The organism is Planktosalinus sp. (assembly GCF_059864935.1).
Window position 1 is genome coordinate 1 of record NZ_JCBCCK010000382.1, and the last position, 5,102, is coordinate 5,102.

At 40.7% G+C, this 5,102-nt stretch carries 6 protein-coding genes; 5 read left to right on the top strand and 1 reads right to left on the bottom strand.

Translation table 11 applies throughout. The features are described from left to right. On the top strand, positions 1-458 hold a 458-nt coding region (locus AC6F75_RS11970), incomplete at its 5' end, for a GSCFA domain-containing protein (RefSeq protein ID WP_500715255.1). A gap of 3 nt (positions 459-461) precedes the next feature. Here the strand turns inward: AC6F75_RS11970 and AC6F75_RS11975 are convergent. After that, positions 462-1,016 (bottom strand): DUF3575 domain-containing protein, encoded by a 555-nt coding sequence (locus AC6F75_RS11975; protein WP_500715257.1) that lies wholly within the window; start codon positions 1,014-1,016, stop codon positions 462-464. Between the two features lie 245 nt (positions 1,017-1,261). Between AC6F75_RS11975 and AC6F75_RS11980 the strand changes: the two genes are divergently transcribed. From AC6F75_RS11980 to paaA, 4 genes are all read left to right on the top strand, one after another. Further along, positions 1,262-1,831: a TetR-type transcription factor C-terminal domain-containing protein gene (locus AC6F75_RS11980; RefSeq protein WP_500715258.1), complete on the top strand. Its 570-nt coding sequence runs from the start codon at positions 1,262-1,264 to the stop codon at positions 1,829-1,831. 50 nt (positions 1,832-1,881) lie between these two features. Beyond that, complete coding sequence (locus AC6F75_RS11985) at positions 1,882-2,595, top strand: Bax inhibitor-1 family protein (protein ID WP_500715260.1); 714 nt, start codon at positions 1,882-1,884, stop codon at positions 2,593-2,595. Between the two features lie 130 nt (positions 2,596-2,725). Further along, positions 2,726-3,799, top strand: a complete 1,074-nt coding sequence (locus tag AC6F75_RS11990; protein ID WP_500715261.1) for a 2Fe-2S iron-sulfur cluster-binding protein — start codon at positions 2,726-2,728, stop codon at positions 3,797-3,799. Positions 3,800-4,006: 207 nt separating this feature from the next. Then, complete coding sequence (paaA, locus tag AC6F75_RS11995; RefSeq protein WP_500715263.1) at positions 4,007-4,987, top strand: 1,2-phenylacetyl-CoA epoxidase subunit PaaA; 981 nt, start codon at positions 4,007-4,009, stop codon at positions 4,985-4,987. Positions 4,988-5,102: the final 115 nt, after the last annotated feature.

Here is a 5,102-nt window from a genome sequence, read left to right on the forward strand (position 1 = left end):
TTTTAAAAGTCAAAGCTGCCAACCCAATCATCAATTTCATTTTCACCATTTCACCCGTCCGCCACCTGAAAGACGGATTTGTTGAAAACCAAGTAAGTAAAGCACATTTAATTGCAGGCTTAAATAGTTTTTTGCTAAAAGTAAGCCCCCCTTCGGGGGGTTGGGGGGCTTACTTCCCCTCATACGAAATCCTACTAGACGAACTGCGCGATTACCGTTTTTATGCTGAAGATATGATACACCCCAATCAGTCGGCCATAGATTACATTTGGGAACGATTTTCAGAAACATATTTTACTAAGGTAACTTTTGCAACAATGAAGGAGGTTGATGCCATTCAAAAAGGTATAGCACACAAGCCGTTTAACCCGAATAGTGAAAGACACATTGGGTTTCTAAAAAAACTTGAAAACCAAATTGAAAAATTACAAAACGAGTTCGGCCAAATTAAGTTTTAAATTTTAAAAGCGATAGCCCACACTTATCGAAAATCTGGGAACAACCGTGTAATCTCCATATTTACTATTATTGATAAAATTTCTACCAATGCCCCCGGAAATTTCCGTGACAAACTTTTCATGAAGTGTAAATTTTCCTCCTACGGCAATACCTAAAGCAAAAGATGTTGCATTACTGGTTGTTTCTTCATGATAATGATAACCAGGTTCAGGAATATAATAAGACCAATACTCATATTCTTTGTAAGAATTCAGCATCCCAAAACCTTCAAGAAAGAAACCCTGAGCAGGTTTTTTCCCAAAAAACAATCTGTAGTAAGGTGTTATCGCATAATTTAAATCCCAAAATTCACTGTCATTTGTGTTTATTAGGATGGAAGTTCCCAAAGATGAAAATTCATTTAAATTTCTTTCATAAGAAACCTCAACTGCACCCAATATAAAGTATAGCATATTCAGTTTTATTTCATTTTTATTGAACTCAATAGGCTCCTCATTTTGCTGAGAGTATATCGTAAAACAACTAAATAACAGGCAAGTGATCAGTAATTTTTTCATAGATAGGTGTTGATGGATTTGTGCCGTAAATATCAAGAAATAATTGACACAAAAAACTTTAATAAAATGATTGTGAGTTATTATTTTAGATAATGCAAAAAATATGGATTCTGTCGTCTTTTGTATTAATTATATCTTTTCATGGATATTACATTGAAAAACTTTATCGAACACTGTTCAAAAAGCAAAAAGCCACAACATAATTTAAAAAGGAACTCTTTTGAAAATTTCTTACTTTCGTCCACATGCAAAGCCGACGAAAAAATCAAATCCTGAATACCGCCGCAAAACTTTTTAAAAAGCGCGGCTATAGTGCAGTAACCATGCGAGACCTGGCAGATGCAATGGAAATCAAAGCAGCCAGTTTATACAACCACATTGATTCAAAACAGGAAATTCTTTCCGCCATCATCATCGATATTGCCGAAGCGTTTACTTCCGGAATGGAAAAAGTCAAGAATGAACCACAATCTTCACTTGAAAAGCTCAAAAAAATCATCGAACTCCATATCGATTTAACGGTCCAAAACCCCGATGCTATGGCCTGCCTGAACAACGACTGGATGCATCTGGAGGAAAAATTGCCTTATTTCGTTAAAATGCGGGAAGACTATGAAGAAAATTTTAGAAGCATCATCAATGAAGGAATTGCTCAAGGCGAAATCGCACCGCGAGATACAGAAATCATGCTCTTTTCCATGCTTTCAACTTTGAGGACGCTCTACATTTGGTACACCAAAAAAGGAGGGGTAGATGCATTAACACTCAAAAAAGATATACCCGACACCCTGATAAACGGCATTAAAAAACAATAACAATTTTTCATATATTTAAACCAATTTTTAAAATTTAAAAACAACTAAAAATGGAAAACAACTTTGAACAACACCGGGAACCCAGAGTACTTGTAGCACAAGCCAGCCAGCTGGAAAGAGCAGCATTTTACAGAAAAACATATCAGCACGTTGCACTATCAGTACTTGCCTTCATCCTCGTCGAATCGATGTTTTTAAAAATCCCGGCACTGGTTGAATTTATGCTTTCAATGACACAAGGGTATTTGTGGCTTTTGCTTTTGGGAGCCTTTTGGTTGGCGACCAGCCAAGCAGATAAACTCGCTCACGATGTAAGTCAAACCAAACAATATATTGGTCTGGGGATTTATGTTGTTTTCTATGCATTGATATTTATTCCGTTATTATACATAGCGATTTATTATATAGAAGGAGGAACAGCCTTAATCAATCAGGCAGCAATCATAACCCTTTCTCTTTTCACCGGACTTACGGCTGTGGTGTTTATGACCAAAACCGATTTTTCATTCCTGAAATCAGCCATTACCATTGGTGTTTTTATTGCAATGGGACTTATCGTTGCCGGAATCATTTTCGGTTTTGACCTTGGGCTTTGGTTCTCATTCGGTATGGTTGCACTAGCCGGAGCCGCGATTCTTTACCAAACCTCCAAACTAAAATATGAGTATGAAGTCACCCAATATGTAGGTGCTTCACTCGGCCTTTTCGCTTCATTGATGCTCATGTTTTGGTATGTACTTCAAATATTGATGAGTAGGGATTAAGATTTTTTCTTTAAAAATAAACTCCCCCTCCTTGGGAGAGGGGCCGGGGGTGAGGACGGTGAGGACTTGCACAAGAAACTAACAATCGTTAGTTTTGTAACATATCAGTATTTAGCTGACAATTATTCTTATGGCAAAATTCCACAACATACGCGTCAAAGACGTTTATAAAGAAACCAAAGATTGCTCGGTCATCACTTTTGATGTGCCTGAAGAATTGCAACAGGAATTTCAATTCCGGCAAGGGCAGCATTTGACTTTACGGAAAATCATTGATGGCGAAGACGTGCGTCGCACCTATTCTCTTTGTTCCAATCCCGCAGAAAAAGAATGGAAAGTTGCCGTAAAACAAATTTTTGAAGGCAAGTTTTCCGGTTTTATTAACAAGGAGCTCAAAGCCGGTGACCAACTGGAGGTGATGCCGCCATCTGGTGAGTTTGGTGTGACTTGCGATGCCTCAACACCCAAAAATTACATTGCCTTTGCAGCAGGAAGCGGAATCACACCCGTGCTTTCCATGATTAAAGCACACCTGAGCCAAGAGCCGGAAAGCACCTTTAAGCTCTTTTATTTGAATCGTAATTCAAAATCCATTATCTTTAAAGAAGAAATTGAACAGCTTAAAAATAAATACTTTAACCGTTTTCACGTGTTCTATTTCCTTACGAAAGAAAAACGCGATATTGAGTTTTTAAACGGTCGTTTTGACAAGCAAAAAATGGACGTGCTCACCAAAACGTTCATCGACATAGAAGACACAGCTCATTGTTTTATCTGCGGACCCGAGGAAATGATATTCCTTATCCGCGATGAGTTGCAAAATGCCGGACTGGACAAGAGCAAAATCCATTATGAACTCTTTGTTTCAGGACTTACGGAAGCTGATAAAGAACGTGCACAAAAAGCACTGGAAAGTAAAGTAGAAGGTACTCAGGTTACCATTATTGATGCCGGAAAAGAATTTCATTTCACCATGAGCGAGGACTATGACAACCTCCTTGACGGAGCCCTCGCCGCCGGAGCCGATTTACCTTTCGCCTGCAAGGGCGGAGTATGCAGCACTTGCAGATGCGAAATCAAAGAAGGCACTGTAGCGATGAAAGTCAACTATGCATTGGATGAAAAAGAAGTCGCCCAAAACCTGATTTTAAGCTGCCAGGCGGTGCCAACATCTGATAAAATTGTATTAGACTTTGACGTCTAACAACACCCGCGACTTTATGCAACGAAGCTTTTCATCCTCTGAAGCTTAAGCGAAAGAGGATAGCGAAGTAGCAAGGCCGGTGTCTCGTCAGTCAAATGGCGAAAATATAAATTGTTTAACTAAAATAAACCCAAAACCTGAAACTCAAAAGCCCCTCTCCTTGGGAGAGGGGTTGGGGAGAGGATAAGAGGGGTTGGGGTGAGGATTATGAGCGAAAAAGAAATAAAAAACACCTGGACTGAGCGGAGTCGAAGTCTAGAACAAATTTTCGAAGCCAAAATAGCGCGCGACGAAAAAATTGAGCCCAAAGACTGGATGCCTGAAAAGTATAGGCAGACACACATCCGTCAAATCTCACAGCACGCCCATTCTGAAATTGTAGGGATGCTCCCTGAGGGCAATTGGATTACCCGTGCGCCTTCTTTACGCAGAAAAGTAGCATTGCTTGCCAAAGTACAAGACGAAGCCGGCCACGGCCTCTATCTGTACAGTGCTTGCGAAACCTTAGGTGTTTCCAGAGACGAACTCTATGAGCAACTACACAGCGGAAAAGCCAAATACTCCAGTATCTTTAATTACCCCACATTAACCTGGGCAGATATGGGAGCCATTGGCTGGTTGGTTGACGGTGCCGCCATTATCAATCAGGTGCCGTTGTGCAACACCTCATTTGGACCTTACGCCCGTGCGATGGTGCGCGTGTGCAAGGAAGAAAGTTTCCATCAACGCCAGGGATACGAAATTATGCTCACCCTTTGCAACGGCACGCCAGAGCAAAAGGAAATGGCACAAGACGCCTTGAATCGCTGGTGGTGGCCCTCACTAATGATGCTTGGACCCACAGATGATGAATCGGTACACACAGCACAATCCATGAAATGGAAGTTAAAGCGAAAAACCAACGACGAACTCCGTCAGCAATTCATCGACCAAACCGTCCCGCAAGCAGATATTTTAGGAATCACCATCCCTGACCCCGATTTTAAATGGAACGAAGAAACCGGCCATTACGATTTTGGCCCAATCGACTGGGACGAATTCTGGCAAGTGGTAAAAGGCCACGGTCCCTGCAACAAAGAGCGTATTTCAGCTAGAGTCAATGCCTGGAACAATGGAGAATGGGTGCGCGATGCCGCAATGGCTTACGCTGAAAAGCAGGAGACGAAGAAGGTGGAGAAGGCGAGTTGAGATTGAACGTAATAATTTAAAATGTCCACTCTAATATATAAGGATAATCATGTCTAAAGAAGAAATTAAAAATAAGGAAAAGCAACTTTTAGAGTTAACAGGAAGCTTCTGCTCG